Source organism: Thalassospira sp. TSL5-1 (genome assembly GCF_001907695.1).
GTDB lineage: Bacteria > Pseudomonadota > Alphaproteobacteria > Rhodospirillales > Thalassospiraceae > Thalassospira.
The window spans coordinates 309658-325363 of sequence record NZ_KV880637.1 but is presented as its reverse complement, the minus strand read 5'-3'; the positions used below and the strand labels follow the sequence as shown (position 1 = coordinate 325363).

Here is a 15706-nt window from a genome sequence, read left to right as displayed (position 1 = left end):
GCATTGCTCTGCTATCGTTGAAATCGAATTTTTTATGTTTTGGTATAAATCAAATGAATATCGAACAGCTTGACCTGAATTTGCTGGTCACACTCGACACATTGCTGGCGGAACGCAATGTCACCCATGCCGCGCGGCGGTTGAACCTGAGCCAACCAGCCCTTTCCGCCCGGCTGACACGGCTGCGCGACCTGTTAAATGACCCTTTATTGCTGCCATCCCAGCGCGGGATGATCCCGACGGAACGCGCGCTGGAGCTTCAGGCTCCGCTGCATGATGCGATAGAGGCCGTGCGCCGTGTCATTGCCGAAACCAGCCCGTTTGATCCGGCGGCCATCACGGCAACCATCGCCATTGCCGCCAGTGACTATGTGCAATATTCGGTATTGCTGCCCTTGCTGCACATCCTGCAAAACGAGGCACCGGGCCTTCGCCTGTCCTGGCGCACCATTGATACAGCCCGGCTTGAAGATAAAATGGCGCGTGGCGACATTCACCTGGCCCTGACCACGCCGGAAACCGCGCCCGAAACCCTGCATATGCGCCATCTGTACCATGAAACCTATGTCGCCATTGCCCGGCCCGGCCACCCTGCCATCAAGAATACGCTGGACCTTGAAACCTTTTGCCAGCTTGACCACGTTATCGTCTCGCCCGAGGGGGGTGGGTTTGCAGGCCCGGCAGATGCCGCCCTGGCCGGGGTGGGGAAAAACCGCCGGGTATGCCTGTCAGCCCCCGGTTTTCTGGTCGTGCCCGATATTATTGCCCAAAGTGACATGATCGCCCTTGTTCCCAGCCGGGTCGCAGAAAACCGCCAGGGCCGCCTGCAAATCCTGCCCCCGCCGCTGCCGGTTCCGGGCTTTGACATGGCCCTGGTCTGGCATGACCGCACAACCACCCACCCGCTGCATCGCTGGTTACGGGACCGGATTTACCAGCTTATGCGCGATAGTGCCCAAACCCGATAAACAAAACCGGACCGGCACAAACGCACCGGTCCGGCTTTTTCATCGTTCATTCGGTTAATCGCCCTTTCAGGCACCAAGCCCGTCAAAAACGATCTTGCCAATTGCTTTGCCGCTTTCCAGCACGGCATGGGCCTTGCGCAGGCTGTCCGGCGTCAGGGAGCCAAAATGCTCACCGGTCGTAACCTTAATCGCATCTGCATCCACCAGGGCGGCCATTTCGGTTAACAGTTTATGCTGCTCGATCATATCCGGGGTCTGGAACATCGAGCGGGTAAACATGAATTCATAGGAAAAGCTGGCCGATTTCGCCTTGAGCAAATCAACATTATGGTTGTTTTTGGCCTCGGTAATACTGACGATGTGGCCCTGTGGTGCCACCAGATCGCACATCACATCCCAATAGTCATCGGTTTCAGATGTGCACAGCACATAATCCACGGTGGCAAAGCCTGCCCCTTCAAGCTGTTCCTTAAGCGGCTGGTGATGATTAATCACATGATCCGCGCCCATTTTCGTCACCCAGGAAATGGTTTCCGGGCGCGATGCCGTGGCAATCACCTGCAAACCGGCCATTTTCGCCAATTGAATCGCAATCGAGCCCACACCGCCTGCACCATTAATAATCAGAATGCTTTTGACCGCATTGGCCTCAAAGGCAGTGCGGTTGATCTTCATGCGATCAAACATGGCTTCCCATGCCGTAATGGTGGTCAGCGGCAGGGCAGCTGCGGTTGCGAAATCCAGTTTTTTGGGTTTCAGGGCTGCAATCCGTTCGTCAACAAGCTGCAATTCGCTGTTTGAGCCCGGACGGGTCACATCCCCCGCATACCAGACCTCATCGCCCTTTTTAAACAGCGTGACCTGGTCGCCAACCGCTTCTACAATACCGGCGGCGTCCCAACCCAGCACCTTAAAGGTGCTGTCATCGGCCTTGCCACGGCGAACTTTGAAATCTACCGGGTTCACCGCAACACCTTTGACCCTGACCAGAACATCATGCCCTGTTGCGCAGGGGGTTTCGATCTCGGTCTGTTCAAACAGGTTTTCATCCGTGACTGGACGGGCCGTTTTCAAGCCAATGGCTTTCATGGTCATTCCTCCTTGCCGAGGTTTGATTTGCGAATGCGACTTTCTTACCTGATAATAACAATCATGATAAGTACGCACAATTAAAGCCACTAGTGACATTTTGTATACTAATGGGCTTTTCTGCCATTTTTGGAGGATCAATGCAAAATTTCGACTGCCCGCCAGACCGCAGCCCCGGCTGCCCTGTTGAAGGCGCCTTGATGGTGATTGGCGGGAAATGGAAAGGTGTTGTGCTGTTTCATCTACTTGATGGCACCAAACGCTTTAACGAACTGCGCCGGTTAATGCCCGGTGTGACCCAGCGCATGCTGACCCGCCAGCTGCGCGAGCTGGAACAGGATGGCATTATCCACCGTGAGGTTTATGCCGAAGTCCCCCCGCGCGTGGAATATAGCCTAACCACCAAGGGCGAAAGCCTGCGCGCCATCATCCTGGCGTTAAAGGACTGGGGCGAAAAGAATGTTCCCTATTTCTCCGCCGCGGCCGAAACCGCACCTGTCAAAAACAAAGGCACAGTTAAACCGCCGCCCCGTCAGGCGATAGAAAGCGTTTCGTAAGGCGGAATATCACGGGTCATGATAAAAAAGGTCGGCTGATCAAAGCCTTCATGGGTGCCGTTGCCGGTAATGGCAAAACCACACCGCTGAAAGAAGGCAATATTGCCATCCAGTTCCTTGCGCACATTCAGGCGAGCCTTGGCAATTGTGCTGTGGCGCGCAACATGATCCAGTGCGGCCTGCACCAGCGCCCGGCCAATGCCCTGCCCATGAGCGGCCTTATCCACCGACAGCTTGTAAAGATAGGCATCTTCAGGGGTTTGTTCGATCCAGACCTGGCCAATTATGCTACCGCCACTATTCATATCCCGCGCAACGAGAACGGTATCACGGTCAAATCGCCATTGCAGTTCGGCGGTATCAACGCGGGTAACGGAACTGGGAGGATTAACGATACCATCCTGAAAAGCAAAGGCATCTTTCAGGATCGCGACAAGGCGGTCAAAATCGGAAATATCAGGCGATAGCAATTCCGAGATATGCAGATTTGTAGACATAATTATTTCCGTCAGGCAAATTTCGGAGCTTCAATTTCATGCAATTTGGTCAATGATAGGGTCGAATCTTGAATTTGTCGCGCCTTTTTGCGCTCGCCCCTTGACGTGACAAACTGATCACGTATGTTCCGCACCATTGTTTCCCAGCCGGATTTGACGTCCTGATGCACAATTTTCTGGATTTTGAGAAGCCGATCGCCGAACTCGAAGGCAAGATCGAAGAGCTCCGCCACCTAAGCGGCAATGACGACGAAGTCAACATTGCCGATGAAGTTGCGCGCCTGCAAGACAAACTGACCAAGCTTTTGCAAAGCACCTATGGCCGTTTGACCCCTTGGCAGAAAACCCAGGTTGCCCGCCATCCGGATCGCCCGCATTTCGTGGAATACATCAAATATCTGTTTGATGATTTCACCCCGCTGGCCGGTGATCGCCTGTATGGTGAAGACGAAGCCATTATTGGTGGTCTGGCCCGTTTGCGTGGTCGCAGTGTGATGGTGATCGGCCACGAAAAGGGCCGCGACACCGAAACCCGTGTAAAGCACAATTTCGGCATGGCCAAACCCGAGGGCTATCGCAAGGCCATTCGCCTGATGCGCATGGCAGAACGGTTTAACATCCCGGTTGTCACACTTGTGGATACCGCTGGTGCCTTTCCGGGGGCCGAGGCCGAAGCACGCGGCCAGTCCGAAGCCATCGCCCGCTCGATTGAAACCTGCCTTGACATCAAGGTGCCGCTGGTTTCGGTCATTATTGGCGAAGGCGGTTCGGGTGGTGCCATAGCCCTTGCCACGGCAAATACCGTTTTGATGCTGGAAAACTCGATTTATTCCGTCATTTCCCCCGAAGGCTGCGCCTCCATTTTGTGGCGTTCAGGTGACGAAGCCAAAACAGCCGCCGAAGCCCTGCGCCTGACAGCACAGGATTTGCAGCAGCTTGGTGTCATTGACGAAGTCGTTGCTGAACCGCTGGGCGGCGCACAGCGCGAACCGCAAAATGCCTGTAAAATAGTGGGCGATGCCATCGAGAGGGCCCTGATCGAACTTTCCGATCTTGAAGGAGGCGTTCTGAAAGCCCGCCGCCGTGACAAATTCCTGGAAATGGGGCGTCAGGGTATCAACTGATCAAACTCTTTCCGATGTCATAAAGGGGTCAGGCCAGTATTGGTGCTGACCCTTTTTTATTGTGTTATTTTAGCACCCTGCCCACGCCCCGGCACACAACATCAAAGCCGAGTCCCTGCCGGGCCGATACGTTACGCCGGTTACGGCATAACAACGCGCACAAGTTTGGTTTGGGCTTTAAATTTTCGCCTAATGCCGCCTTTTGAGGTTATTTTTGCGCCTTAAAGACCGGCAATTGGCAAAGAGATGGGCACAAAGCCCGATAAAACGCGCCGTTACCTGCAAAATTGAATAAATTAAGGTGGTTCTGCAGGGCCTTCCTCGTCTAAGATTTTCCCAAAGTAAGGGAGTTGGGGAATGAAGCTTACGTTTGCGGGGACAGGATCAGCGTTCTGCACCGCGGCCGATAATTTCCAAAGCAATATGATTTTGGAAACGACGAATACCGATACAGGCAAACTGGCACGTATGCTGATTGACTGCGGAACAGATGCACGCCATGCGTTGCATCGCCTCGGATTATGGCCCAAGGATTTTGACGCCATCTATATCAGCCACCTGCACTCGGACCATATCGGGGGCCTCGAATGGATTGCCTTAAGCAACTATTTTATTTTCAATCAGCACCGCGTCGATCTTTACCTTGTTGATGACCTGATTACCCCGTTATGGGAACACAGCCTGCGCGGCGGGCTGGAGGTCAGCGACCACGGTGATCGGAAACTGAAAACCTATTTCAATGTCAAACCCCTGTCAGCAACAGGTACATTTGACTGGCACGACGCACATATCAGCATTTTACCGGTTGATCATATTATTGCTGACGAAGGAAAAATGCTGTCATACGCGCTGTTTGGCGAAACACGGTCAACGCGCTTTTTTATTACAACGGATGCGATCTTCGATCCTGACGCCCATATGGCCTTCTATCGCAAGGCCGACATCATTTTTCAGGATTGTGAACTCGGGCCGCGTCGATCGGGTGTACATGCACATTACGAGCAGTTAAAAACCCTGCCCGACGACATCAAAGCCAAAATGTGGCTTTATCATTATCCGGCCTATGCCAAGCCCGATGCCGTCGCCGACGGTTTTTGCGGCTTCATCTTGCCGGAACAAAGCTTTGACCTGGCCTGACCGGATATCCCGGCCAGGCATTGCAGTATAACGGGAAACGTGCATGCCGCAGTCGGTATTTGCCTATATCTGGCGCCACAGCCGCTTTCAGCAGATCGTTCTTTTGATCATTACGGTGCTGTCTTTTCCGTTTCTGTATTATTCCCTCGATTTGCCCAAAATGATCGTCAACAAGGCCATTGGGGGTGCTGGCGAACCTTTTGATATTCTGGGGATCGAGCTAAACCAGGTTGAATATCTTTTTAGCCTGTCGGGTATTTTTCTGGCCCTGGTTTTCATCAATGGCGGGTTCAAATACCTGATCAACGTTTATACCGGGGTTATGGCCGAACGGCTTTTGCGCCGGATGCGCTATATCCTGTATGAACGGATTTTGCGTTTTCCGCTGCCGCATTTCCGCAAAACCAGCCAGGGCGAAATCGTTTCCATGATCACCGCCGAGGCCGAACCTTTGGGTGGCTTTTTTGGCGAGGCCTTCTCCCTGCCGGTCTATCAGGGCGGCATCCTGATTACCATTTCGGCCTTTATCTTTATTCAGGACCCGCTCATGGGGCTGGCTGCGGTATCATTTTACCCGCTGCAGGGATACATCATTCCGAAATTGCAGCGGCGTGTAAACCAGCTGGGTAAAGACCGCGTTCAGAATATCCGTCGCCTGTCCGAACATATTGGCGATACCGTTAGCGGTGCGACCGATATTCGCGCCCACAATACCCAGGGTTACGAGCTGATGCGCTATACCCAGCGCATGGGCCGTATTTTTGAAATCCGCAAGGAAATCTATTTCCGCAAGTTTTTCATCAAATTCCTTAACAACTTCATCGCCCAGATCACGCCGTTTTTCTTTTATTCGATTGGCGGCTATCTGGTCATTCAGGGGGATCTGTCATTTGGCGCACTGGTGGCCGCCCTTGCCGCCTACAAGGATATGTCCGCGCCCTGGAAGGAATTGCTGGCCTATTATCAGCGCCTGGCCGATGCGCATATCAAATATGACCAGCTATATGAACAATTTGAACTGCCCGATCTGGACCAGGAACACGAACTGACTGCACCACTGGCGGATCATCTGAAGTCACCACTGGATGTATATGGCGTGTCCTGGATGGATGATGACGGCACGCGCGTTGTTGAAAACGTGTCTTTCAACATGCCCCTGCCCGGATCAGCCCTGCTGACCGGCACAGCAGACAGTGGCAAATCGCATCTCGCCCGGCTGCTGGTACGCCTGTTAAATCCAAGCAGCGGCCGCATCCAGTTTGCCGATGTCAATGCCGCACAATTACCCGCTTCCTTTTTGGGGCAACGGACGGCCTATGTCGGGCCGGATTCCTATCTTTTCCACGGCACCATTTCCGACAACCTGCTTTATGGGTTAAAACATCGCCCGCAAATAGAGCGTGATGACGATACCAATGCCGGGAAAACCGCGGCAAAAGACCAAGGCATGGCAACCGACGACAGCCAGGAAGAAACTGGCAAACTGCTCCCGCCGAAACTGGTCGAGGAAGTTAAACTGGCATCGCCCACCGATCTGCCCGACCATTTAACAGCAGAGATGTTTGATGAAATCAAACGGTCGGGCAATATCCCCTATGATCCCAGCGGCCAGTGGATTGACTATACCGGCCCGGGTTATGAATCGCTTGAACAGCTTAACAGCGAATTGCTGTCGCTGCTGTCGGTGGTGCATCTGGATCGCGACATTTACCGCATCGGTCTTTTCCGGCGTATTGATCCCAAATTGCGGCCCAACCTGTCCCAGGCTGTGCTTGCCGCGCGCCCGCGCCTCAAGGAACTTCTGGCAGAACGCGGGCTGGCGGATCTGGTCGAACCGTTTGACATCAATCGTTATAACGACAATGCCACGGTTGGCATCAACCTTATTTTCGGCGTGCCGGTAAACCCGAATTACGAACGGCGGAGTTTCCTGTCCCACCCCTATTTCCTCGGGGTCTTGCGCGATAACGGCCTGTACGAACCCATGATCAATATGGGACGCAACATGCTGGATCTGATGATCGAGCTGTTTACCGGCCTGCCGCCCGGGCATGAATTTTTTGACCGCTACAGCTTCATTTCGGCGGACGAACTCACCGAAGTCAAACATATGCTTAAACGCATTGATGGCGTCGCCGTAAGCGATATTGGCGAGGAAGACCAACTGCGCCTTCTTGAAGTCGCCATGAATCTGACCCCGGCCCGTCATCGTCTGCGCGTCATGGACGACAATTTCCGCGATATGGTTCTTAAGGCGCGGCCCAAATTTCACGAAAACATTCCCGATGATCTGGTCCGGGAAATCGATTTCTTTGACGCCGATAATTATACCGCCTCGGCCTCGATCCTCGATAACCTGCTGTTTGGCCGGTTTGCCTATGGCCGTGCCCATTCCGAAGAACGTGTCGGTGAAGTCCTGTTTGAAATTGCCCGGGATGGCGGCCTTTATGAAGCCCTGATCAGCCTGGGCCTGGAATCGGATGTCGGTGTGGGCGGCAGCCGGGTTTCGCAAAGCCTGCGTCAGAAAATAACGCTGGTGCGTGCCCTGATCAAAAACCCCGATATCCTTGTCATCGACGAGGCATTGTCCGCCATCGACAACGAAACCCGCGATCAGGTGGTGAAATATCTGACCAAAAGCGCCAGTGACCTCAGCGTGATCTGGGTTGATGGGGCGGATATGCCAAGCGAGCATTTTTCCACCGCATTGCACATGTCCAATGGCAAACTGACGCGCCGCGACACACATGAGGCGATCACCCCGGACCCGACGACAGATGCCGCCGCCATCACCGCCGAAAGCGATATCGGCCCTACCGAAGATGGCAGCATCGAGGAAGAAGTCCGTTTGCTGCGGACCATCCCGCTATTCTCCGCACTCGACCCGAATGTCATCAAGCTGCTGGCATTTACCAGCCCGCGTCTTACTTATAAGCGTGGCGAGGTCATCGTCAAACAGGGTGAACCGGGTGATGCCGCCTTTATCGTGATTTCCGGGCGTGGTGAAATCTGGCTGACAACAGACGAAGCCCAAACCCTGAAATTGCGCGATGTCGAACCGAAGGAAGTGATTGGCGAAATTGCACTGCTGGTCGATCAGCCCCGCTCGGCCACCATCCGTGCAGTCGAAGACATGACCGTCCTGAAACTCGACAAGGCTGAATTCCTGGGGCTTGTCCGCCAGGACCAAGCCGTATCCGTCCAATTGCTGCGGGTTCTGGCCGAACGGCTGGACCTGACCACCAAACAGCTTTCAAATCGCGATTAACAAAACCGATGAATAAAATTGCCGCCATTCTGATTGCCGCCATCGTCGCCATCCTGCTGATTCTCGGCCTGATTGCGATCATTGGCGGCAGTCTGGCGGGCGCGCTGATGGTACTCATCGGCCTTCCCTTTGCCTTTCCCACCACCACAACGCTGTTATTGCTGGTTTTTCTGGTGCTGATTATTCGCACATTTTTTGAAAAACAGAAAAAACGCCGCGAGCTGAAAGCCTGGCTGAGCAACAATAACGAAAATAACCACCAATAATTTCTGCGCCTCGCATTGTTATTTTTTCCATAAATATCAATACCCTAACCAAAACGCCCTGCAAACAGCAGAAAAAACATCCTCCAAACGGCACCTGTTGCCAAAAAAACAGCAACAATTGGCGTCACCTTCGGACACCTCCTCTGCGTCGATATTGTTAGGCTGCCTTTAGTTCAACAGGCAGACCCGGCATGACAAGAAATGGCCGGGCCGTTTTTTAAGGAGGCTCCCATGACGGCACAATTGAAAGAACAGCGTTGTGTGTCGTTAAGCAATCTGACCGATTTGAGACTGCTGCGCGAACACGCCTATATTGATGGGCGCTGGTGCTCGGCGGACAATCGGCAGATTATCGAAGTCACCAACCCGTTTGACGGCAGCTTTCTGGGCACTGTTCCCAATATGGGAGTGGCGGAAACCCGCCGCGCTGTCGAGGCCGCCCAAAAGGCGTTTCCGGCCTGGGCAGCCCTTTTGCCACAAGACCGTGCAGGCCGCCTGCGCCGCTGGTTTGAATTGCTGATCGAAAACAAGGAAGACCTTGCCTTGTTGATGACCCTGGAACAGGGCAAACCGATCAATGAATCCCGGGGCGAGATCGACTATGCCGCCAGCTTTGTCGAATTTTACGCCGAAGAAGCCAAACGGGTGAATGTCGAAAACATTTCATCACATCTGCCCAACCGGGCCATGTCAGTCCGGCGGGAGCCGGTTGGTGTAACCGCCGCCGTTACCCCTTGGAATTTCCCCTGCGCCATGATCACGCGTAAGGCCGCAGCCGCCCTTGCGGCAGGCTGCACCATGATTGTGCGCCCGGCGACCGAAACCCCGTTTTCGGCAACCGCTCTGGCCGAACTGGCCGAACGGGCCGGTATCCCGGCAGGCGTGTTTAACGTGATTACCGGCGACCCGAACCCTGTCGTGGGCGAGCTTTGTGGCAACCCGGTTGTGCGGGCTCTGTCCTTCACCGGTTCAACCCAAATCGGCCGCCTGTTGCTGGCACAGGGTGCACAAACGGTTAAAAAAATGTCGATGGAACTGGGCGGACATGCGCCTTTCATCCTGTTTCCCGATATGGACCTGGATCAGGCTGTTACCCACGCCATCGGGGCAAAATTTGCCACCAGCGGCCAGGATTGCCTGGCAGCCAACCGCATTTTTGTTCATCGCGACATTTACGAAGATTTTCTGGAACGCTATGTCACCGCCATCGCCAAACTACGGGTTGGCAATGGCCTGGACGAAGATTGCGACATTGGCCCGCTGATGCACGACCGTGCGGTTGCCAAATGCGAAGAACATGTTGAAGATGCCCGCGCCAAAGGGGCGCGCGTCCTGACAGGTGGTAAAAAACTGGGCGGCCTTTTTTATGCCCCGACCCTGCTGGCCGATGTTACGGAAGACATGCAGATCTATCACGAGGAAACCTTTGGTCCGGTGGCCCCGGTGATCCCGTTTGATAACGAAGATGAAGTCATCACGCGGGCCAATGATAGCGAATATGGCCTGGCAGCCTATCTTTACACCAACGACCATTCACGCGCCAATCGCGTTGCCAATGCCTTGGAATACGGCATGGTTGCCCTGAATTGCGTGAAAATCACCGGTGCGCCCATTCCCTTTGGGGGCGTCAAACAATCGGGCCTGGGCCGCGAAGGATCGCGCCACGGTATGGAAGAATTCACCGAGCTTAAATATGTCTGCGCAGCCTTCTAAGGCTGGCAGTTCGCTAAAACGATCTCGAACGGGAGAAGATAATGAATGTGATCAAGAACAACACCGCCGAACTGCAGGAAATGGACCGGGCGCATTTCATGCACCCTTCAACCCATATGCGCCAGCACGCCGATGGTGAAACCCCCAACCGCATCATCAATGGCGGCAAGGGCATTTACATTCATGACACCGAAGGCAAAGAAACCCTCGATGCCTTTGCTGGCCTGTATTGTGTGAATGTGGGTTATGGCCGCACCGAAATTGCCGATGCCATTTATGCCCAGGCCAAAGAACTGGCCTATTACCACACCTATGTCGGGCATGGGAACGAGCCGATCATTCGCCTTTCAGACCGCATCATCAAAAGCGCGCCTGAAGGCATGCAGCGCGTTTATTATGGCATGTCCGGATCAGATGCGAACGAAACCAACATCAAGCTGATCTGGTATTACAACAACATTCTCGGTCGCCCGGAAAAGAAAAAAATCATCTCGCGCTGGCGCGGCTATCATGGCTCGGGCATCATGACCGGCAGCCTGACCGGCCTTGCGACCTTCCATAACGCATTTGATTTGCCGCGTGCGCCGATCATGCACACCACCTGCCCGCATTTCTACTGGAATGCCGAAGCCGGTGAAACCGAAGAACAGTTTGCCAAACGCTGTGCTGATGATCTGGAAAAAATGATCCTGCGCGAAGGACCCGAAACCATTGCCGCCTTCATTGGCGAGCCGGTAATGGGCACGGGCGGCATCATCACCCCGCCGAAAGGCTACTGGGAAGCCATTCAGGCTGTTCTGAACAAATACGACATCCTGCTGGTTGCTGACGAAGTCGTCACCGCCTTTGGCCGTACCGGCAGTTATTTTGGCTCCCAGCATTACGGCATGAAGCCGGACCTGATCACCATTGCCAAGGGTGTATCCTCGGGCTATCTGCCGCTGTCGGGCGTCATCATTGGCGAACGGGTCTGGAAAGTTCTGGAACAGGGTTCGGACAAAATGGGGCCGATCGGCCACGGCTGGACCTATTCGGCCCATCCGGTTTGTGCTGCAGCGGCCAATGCCAACCTCGATATCGTCGATGGCGAAAACCTGACAGGCAATTCTGCCGAAACCGGTGGCTACATGCAGAAGCTGCTGCGTGAAACCTTCAATGACCATCCGCTGGTGGGTGAAGCCCGCGGTGTGGGCCTGATGGCCGCCCTGGAATTTGTTGCCGACAAGGACAAAAAGGAACGTTTTGATGCGAACCTGAAAGTCGGCGCCAAGGTTTCGGCAGCCTGCCTGGAACGTGGCATGATTGCGCGCGCCATGCCGCATGGCGACATTCTCGGCTTTGCCCCGCCGCTTTGCATCACCAAGGCCGAGGTCGAAAAGGTTGTTGATATTGCCAAACAGGCTGTTGACGCCGTGACGGACGAACTGGCGGCAAAATAACGGTTTGCAGCTCAATTATCGCTGACTAACCGTTAAAAACAACTTTCCTCGCCGGGTCGAACACTTGTTCGGCCCGGTTTTGCATTTTTGATGCGTTTCGCGGGTCACGACATGAAATGACACGAAAATAACATTAACCGTTAGTTGCATCACAACAACTTATTCTTTAGGATTATAAAAAACAAATAAACTATACGTCTTTGGGGATAGGAGCATAGTCATTGCTATCGTAAAAATGGAACTGAAATGGCCAATTTACCACGACTATGCTGGACAGTTGCCGCATGGCTTGCCTTTTGCGAAATGCTGTTCAATTTGCAAACACTTCTAGGCAATCCCGAGCATGAAAACGTGCTTCCGGGGGCAAGTTACATCAATCTCGTCGGCTGGATAGGACTGGCACTTTACGGTACCTATTATCGTATCAGCCGTCGACACTATGACGGGCTGGATAAAAGCCAGGTTTTTCTGGCAATTATCGGCGCGCTGATTGTGGCTGCAGGCACAGCAGTCATCAAGGTTGGGGGACCTTCCCTCCCATTCTTTATTGGTTTTTTCCTGCAACTGACATCGATGGGGCTTTTTGCCTGGATTACCTTGCGTCGCCCCATCCCCATGCTCACCGTCTGATCATTCAATCCCGGGTGCTATCAGCACGCTTCATGGAAAGGTATAAGCCGTATTTGGCTTTTTCTCTTGGATGTACTGGTATCCATTCCCGGCTCTCGTCACGCAGCCCATGCCCCGTATATTTTAACAGGACAGCGGGCCACAAAATGCCAGGCAAAAACAAAAATCCCCTGCCACGACAAGGCGGCAGGGGCTTAAAATCTGACGGTTAAAATCCGTCACATCATCAGATTACATTTTGCCAAGATCTTTTTCTTTCTCGGCAATTTCTTTGCGCAGATCGGAAAGAACCTGTTTGGTGTCACCACCAACTTCCTCAACCAGCTTGTCACCGATGCCTTTTGATGCTTCGGCGAATTTGGCACGCTGATCAGCGTCAAGCTTGATCACCTTGATGCTTGGCTTGGCTTCCTTGATTTTCGCCAGTGCCGCATCATTCAGTTCCGCCTGGGCCTTGAAGATGTAATCATCAAGTTCAGCCTTCACATCCTTCAGCAGTTCCTTGCGGTCATCCGGCAGGCCTTTATAGAAGGCATCGTTGGTGACCACAGTGGTGGTGTATTGCTGCTGACCGGCATAAATCAGATAGTCGGTCACTTCATAGAATTTCGCACTTTCGATGAAGAAAATCGGGTTCACCTGCGCATCAATCACGCTGGTCTGAAGGCCCGAATAAACCTCGCCCCACGGCAGAGCAACCGGATCGGCACCAAAGGATTTGTAGCTGTCGATCAGGATCGGTGATGTCATCACACGAAATTTAACACCGTTCAGGTCCTTGGGTGCTTCCACCTGTTTTTTGGTGGTCCATACCATTTCACCTTCCGGATACATGGTATAAAGCTTCAGCCCCTTGCTTTCAAAATCCTTGGAAAGGCCTTTGTAAATGGTCGGGCTTTTCGACAGAATTTCCTTGTTGACCTCGTTATTTTGCGAGAGCAGATAAGGAACACCAAAAACCTGGATCTCGGGAACAAAGGTACCCAAATGCCCCGGAGATGCGTTCGAGAACTGGATCGCCCCCGATGCGGTCAGTTCAGTGATGTCATTTTCGGTACCAAGCTGGCCATAGGTGTAAATGGTGACATCAACATCACCACCGGATTTTTCTTCAACCAGTTCTTTAAATTTCTGGGCGTACAAATCCTGGACGTCGCCGGTGCTTTCTTCGATGGCGAATTTCCATTCCTCGGCCTGCGCAGTCATTGCCGTACCTGCAACCGCAAATACGGCTGCGGCAGACAGGGTCGCCTTGAAGAGCTTAGTCAAACTCATTACAGAAGTCTCCCTTATTGTGCCACTACAACCCTGCGTCCAAACAGAGCAGGCGGCGGTTTGCATTGATACGTCGTATGTTTGAACGCACGAAGTTTTGAAATGTTCCTGCATCAGGTCAATGGGCATTTTGTTTCATGACAAAAATACAACAACCTACCCAAAAGCCACCCGACCATGTTAGGCTAACGGCAAAACACAGGGTGGAACGAGCAAAATGTGGCTACCGACGACTGACCTGAGTGGCGACACAGGCCCAAAATACAAGGCGCTGGTCGAAGCAATCATTACCGATATCGAGTCCGGTCGCTTGCGCCATGGCGTGCGAATGCCGACCCACCGTGACCTTGCCTATCACCTGAAAGTCAGCGTGCAGACCGTCAGTGCCGCCTATAAAGAGGTTGAACGCCAGGGATATTTGCGGTCCGAACGTCGGCGCGGCACCTTTGTCCAGGCACGGCTGACCGACCGGGCAGCCTCTTTTATCCTTGATAATCGCCAGCCCGACCTGATCGATTTGTCGATTGTGCGTGCCGCCTATACCGATTTTCACAATGACCTGTCCCGGCAAATGCACCAGCGCCTGGCCGAAGAACCACACCACCCCTGGATGGAAAGCTGCCGTCCGGTCGCCGGTTTTGATTATCACCGCGAAGTCGGGGTGAACTGGCTGGCTGGCATGGGCCTGAGTGCGGACCCGTCACACACCATCATCACCAATGGCGCGGCACAGGGCGTTTTCATTGCCCTTGCTTCCATCGTGCAGCCTGATGACGTGGTTTTAACCGAAAGCCTGACCGATCATGGTGTGATCGGCACCGCCAGTGTTTTACGTTTCAAGCTGGCTGCCCTGCCCACCGATGACGAAGGCATTTTACCCGATGCCTTTGAACGCGAATGCCAGCAACGCGCCATTCGCGCCCTTGTCATCACTCCGGTTTATACCAACCCCACCAACTGCCTGATGGGGCTGGAACGGCGCAAACGCATCGCCGAAATTGCCAGTCAGCATGGCGTTTACGTGATCGAGGATGATGTTTACCGCCCGCTTCTGGAACAAAACCTTCCGCCTGTCACCAGTTTCATCCCGCAATTGGGTTTCCATGTTTCAAGCCTGACCAAAATCGTCATGCCAGGCTTACGAACGGGCTACCTTGTGGTGCCCAAACACCTGTCGATTCGTGCCAGCAGTGTCTTGCGCGTGACGGGCTGGATGGGCACACCCTTGCTTGCCGAAATCGGCGCACGCTGGATCGAGGATGGTGTTGTAGACCAGGCCGTGACCGTACAGCGTGCCCTGATGCGCGAACGCCAAAGCCTCGTTGCCGAGATATTGGGCGATGCCGTGGTGCGTCATCATCCCACCTCGCTTTCTGCCTGGGTCCGTATTCCCGAACACTGGCAGGAGGAATGGTTTGCCTCCGAATTGCGGAAAAACGGCGTCGCCGTTACCATTTCCGACCCGTTCATGACCGTGAAGGTCAAAAGACCCAATGCCATTCGTGTTTGTGTTGGTGGTGCCATCGATACCCCCAGCCTGCATCGCGGGCTCATGCAAATCCGCCATACAATGGAGCAGATGCCCGGTGTACATGCGTTCGATGTCATGTACTGATTTTGTCATGACACAAAAATTACATTGAACCGTTCCAACACGTTTCTATTCTGAACTCCAGCGTGAAGCAGGCTGAATAACCGTGGGAGGGAACCGTTCGTATAACAACGCGTTCCAAATTAATGTCT

Annotated in this window: 13 protein-coding genes; 10 read left to right on the top strand and 3 right to left on the bottom strand. The window is 53.6% G+C overall.

The window, feature by feature from the left end:
- Positions 1 to 53 precede the first annotated feature (53 nt).
- Positions 54 to 968, top strand: coding sequence for a LysR family transcriptional regulator (locus tag LF95_RS01540; RefSeq protein WP_073954759.1), 915 nt, complete (start codon positions 54 to 56; stop codon positions 966 to 968).
- 66 nt (positions 969 to 1034) lie between these two features.
- Here LF95_RS01540 and LF95_RS01535 read toward each other — a convergent pair whose 3' ends face one another.
- A complete protein-coding gene (locus LF95_RS01535; protein WP_073953366.1) occupies positions 1035 to 2057 on the bottom strand; it encodes a zinc-binding alcohol dehydrogenase family protein in 1023 nt (340 codons plus the stop codon).
- Between the two features lie 140 nt (positions 2058 to 2197).
- On the opposite strand from LF95_RS01535, the gene LF95_RS01530 reads away from it, so the two are divergent.
- The gene (locus tag LF95_RS01530) at positions 2198 to 2614 is read left to right on the top strand and encodes a winged helix-turn-helix transcriptional regulator (protein ID WP_083607584.1); all 417 of its coding nucleotides are present in this window, start codon (positions 2198 to 2200) and stop codon (positions 2612 to 2614) included.
- Here LF95_RS01530 and LF95_RS01525 read toward each other — a convergent pair.
- Complete coding sequence (locus LF95_RS01525; protein ID WP_073953365.1) at positions 2590 to 3111, bottom strand: GNAT family N-acetyltransferase; 522 nt, start codon at positions 3109 to 3111, stop codon at positions 2590 to 2592. The two genes, LF95_RS01530 and LF95_RS01525, sit on opposite strands and share 25 nt — an antisense overlap.
- 164 nt (positions 3112 to 3275) lie before the next feature.
- On the opposite strand from LF95_RS01525, the gene LF95_RS01520 reads away from it, so the two are divergent.
- The 7 genes from LF95_RS01520 (at position 3276) to LF95_RS01490 (ending at position 12688) form a co-directional block, all read left to right on the top strand.
- Positions 3276 to 4235, top strand: a complete 960-nt coding sequence (locus LF95_RS01520; RefSeq protein ID WP_073953364.1) for an acetyl-CoA carboxylase carboxyltransferase subunit alpha — start codon at positions 3276 to 3278, stop codon at positions 4233 to 4235.
- A 357-nt stretch (positions 4236 to 4592) separates the two neighbouring features.
- Positions 4593 to 5372: an MBL fold metallo-hydrolase gene (locus LF95_RS01515; protein WP_073953363.1), complete on the top strand. Its 780-nt coding sequence runs from the start codon at positions 4593 to 4595 to the stop codon at positions 5370 to 5372.
- A 43-nt stretch (positions 5373 to 5415) separates the two neighbouring features.
- Positions 5416 to 8640, top strand: coding sequence for an ABC transporter transmembrane domain-containing protein (locus LF95_RS01510; RefSeq protein WP_073953362.1), 3225 nt, complete (start codon positions 5416 to 5418; stop codon positions 8638 to 8640).
- Positions 8641 to 8648: 8 nt separating this feature from the next.
- Entirely contained in the window at positions 8649 to 8906 is a 258-nt protein-coding gene (locus tag LF95_RS01505) for a hypothetical protein (protein ID WP_073953361.1), read from the top strand.
- A gap of 231 nt (positions 8907 to 9137) precedes the next feature.
- Entirely contained in the window at positions 9138 to 10619 is a 1482-nt protein-coding gene (locus LF95_RS01500) for an NAD-dependent succinate-semialdehyde dehydrogenase (protein ID WP_073953360.1), read from the top strand.
- 41 nt (positions 10620 to 10660) lie between these two features.
- Positions 10661 to 12058 carry an aspartate aminotransferase family protein gene (locus LF95_RS01495; RefSeq protein WP_174560990.1) on the top strand — a complete coding sequence of 466 codons (1398 nt, stop codon included), beginning with the start codon at positions 10661 to 10663 and terminating at the stop codon, positions 12056 to 12058.
- A gap of 246 nt (positions 12059 to 12304) precedes the next feature.
- Positions 12305 to 12688: a hypothetical protein gene (locus LF95_RS01490; protein WP_073953359.1), complete on the top strand. Its 384-nt coding sequence runs from the start codon at positions 12305 to 12307 to the stop codon at positions 12686 to 12688.
- A gap of 231 nt (positions 12689 to 12919) precedes the next feature.
- Here the strand turns inward: LF95_RS01490 and dctP are convergent, their stop codons facing one another.
- Positions 12920 to 13963 (bottom strand): TRAP transporter substrate-binding protein, encoded by a 1044-nt coding sequence (dctP, locus tag LF95_RS01485; protein WP_073953358.1) that lies wholly within the window; start codon positions 13961 to 13963, stop codon positions 12920 to 12922.
- Positions 13964 to 14180: 217 nt separating this feature from the next.
- Between dctP and LF95_RS01480 the strand changes: the two genes are divergently transcribed.
- Positions 14181 to 15578 (top strand): MocR-like ectoine utilization transcription factor EhuR, encoded by a 1398-nt coding sequence (locus LF95_RS01480; protein WP_073953357.1) that lies wholly within the window; start codon positions 14181 to 14183, stop codon positions 15576 to 15578.
- The last annotated feature ends 128 nt before the right edge of the window (positions 15579 to 15706 follow it).

Bases quoted from the DNA above. Each gene is read 5' to 3' on its own strand.
- LF95_RS01510 (WP_073953362.1), top strand. From the start codon at position 5,416: ATGCCGCAGTCGGTATTTGCCTATATCTGGCGCCACAGCCGCTTTCAG.
- LF95_RS01535 (WP_073953366.1), bottom strand. From the start codon at position 2,057: ATGAAAGCCATTGGCTTGAAAACGGCCCGTCCAGTCACGGATGAAAAC.
- LF95_RS01540 (WP_073954759.1), top strand. From the start codon at position 54: ATGAATATCGAACAGCTTGACCTGAATTTGCTGGTCACACTCGACACA.
- LF95_RS01480 (WP_073953357.1), top strand. From the start codon at position 14,181: ATGTGGCTACCGACGACTGACCTGAGTGGCGACACAGGCCCAAAATAC.
- LF95_RS01500 (WP_073953360.1), top strand. From the start codon at position 9,138: ATGACGGCACAATTGAAAGAACAGCGTTGTGTGTCGTTAAGCAATCTG.
- LF95_RS01515 (WP_073953363.1), top strand. From the start codon at position 4,593: ATGAAGCTTACGTTTGCGGGGACAGGATCAGCGTTCTGCACCGCGGCC.
- LF95_RS01490 (WP_073953359.1), top strand. From the start codon at position 12,305: ATGGCCAATTTACCACGACTATGCTGGACAGTTGCCGCATGGCTTGCC.
- LF95_RS01505 (WP_073953361.1), top strand. From the start codon at position 8,649: ATGAATAAAATTGCCGCCATTCTGATTGCCGCCATCGTCGCCATCCTG.
- LF95_RS01525 (WP_073953365.1), bottom strand. From the start codon at position 3,111: ATGTCTACAAATCTGCATATCTCGGAATTGCTATCGCCTGATATTTCC.
- LF95_RS01530 (WP_083607584.1), top strand. From the start codon at position 2,198: ATGCAAAATTTCGACTGCCCGCCAGACCGCAGCCCCGGCTGCCCTGTT.
- LF95_RS01520 (WP_073953364.1), top strand. From the start codon at position 3,276: ATGCACAATTTTCTGGATTTTGAGAAGCCGATCGCCGAACTCGAAGGC.
- dctP (WP_073953358.1), bottom strand. From the start codon at position 13,963: ATGAGTTTGACTAAGCTCTTCAAGGCGACCCTGTCTGCCGCAGCCGTA.
- LF95_RS01495 (WP_174560990.1), top strand. From the start codon at position 10,661: ATGAATGTGATCAAGAACAACACCGCCGAACTGCAGGAAATGGACCGG.